Source organism: Thomasclavelia saccharogumia DSM 17460 (assembly GCF_000686665.1).
In the GTDB taxonomy this organism is placed as follows: domain Bacteria; phylum Bacillota_I; class Bacilli_A; order Erysipelotrichales; family Coprobacillaceae; genus Thomasclavelia; species Thomasclavelia saccharogumia.
The window spans coordinates 1-1,286 of record NZ_JMLH01000133.1 but is presented as its reverse complement, the minus strand read 5'-3'; the positions used below and the strand labels follow the sequence as shown (position 1 = coordinate 1,286).

Sequence of the window (1,286 nt, the reverse complement as noted above, 5' to 3'; positions counted from 1 at the left end):
CAATGTCATTAAGTTAGGCATTAAAATACTGAAAAAGCTCTTTAATGTAATTTAAAGAGACTTTTTTATTTAGCTATTGACAAATAGTGAGAATCGTGTGGCTAGTAATGAATAGCAAAATATTCATTACTAGCCCTTTTTAGTAGATGTATTTTTTAGGAGGTATTACATATGATGAAACATTCAAATTCAAACATCTACTATTCACCAAAAAAGATCAAAAAGATTCTCAATCAATCTATCGATTTTACTCTTGAAGGGATTCAGTGCTTCTGCCATGATCCAATCTCAAATTTTACTCGTAATCGCTTATTACCTGCTCGTATATTGATTGATTCTATTTTAAGTTTCTCTAATTACTCTACAGCTAGTGAAATGTCTCATTTCTTTTCTGACTGTACTGATATGCCTTCAACTTCGGCGATGTGTCAAAGACGTCAGTTATTAGATCCTGCCATCTTTAAACGTATCAATAATCTGTTCGTTCATAGTTTTGCCAATTACAGGACGATTAACGGATACTACATTCTCGCTCAGGATGGATCTGATGTCAATATCCCTTTTATGGATGATGATACAAAGGTAAAATCGGATGGTGGTGGAAAGCCATACTGTCAGTATCATGTGAATGCTTTATATGACTGTCTTAATCATATTTTCTATGACTGGAGTATTGATGCTTCAACTAAAAAACGTGAGGCTGATGCATTGATTTCTATTATCAATCATAAGAATTATCCTCAAAATTCTATTTTTACAGCAGATAGAGGATATGAAAACTATAATCTGTTGGCTTATTTCATTGAAAATAATCTTAAATTTGCAATCAGAGTTAAAGACATTGATACCAAAAGTGGCATAATGACAAACATAAAAACAAAAAACGGGACATTTGATATGAACGTCACTCGTATATTGACTAGATTTCAAAGTAAAGAAATTAAAGCTCATAAAGATAAGTATGTCTTTGTACCTACAACTTCCAGATTTGATTTTCTGGGACCAACACAGGATTTTTATGAATTATCTTTTAGAATTGTTCGCTTTAAAATAACAGATGATACCTATGAAACAATTATTACAAATCTATCAGAAGATGAATTTCAGCTGGAAGATTTCAAAGAGCTTTATCATTACCGCTGGAAAGAGGAAACCGCTTTTAATAAGGTAAAATATACAATGGGACTTGTCTATTTTCATGCAAAAAAAAGGAAGCTGATACAGCAGGAAATCAATGCAACATTTTTAATGTATAATGTTTCTGAAATCATTATCAATAATATTGA

General features: G+C 31.3%; 1 protein-coding gene. It reads left to right on the top strand.

Annotation, left to right across the window (positions count from 1 at the left end; genetic code table 11):
* Positions 1–174 precede the first annotated feature (174 nt).
* Positions 175–1,286: IS4 family transposase (locus BR82_RS0114540; protein WP_027090746.1), on the top strand; the 1,112-nt coding region annotated here is incomplete at its 3' end.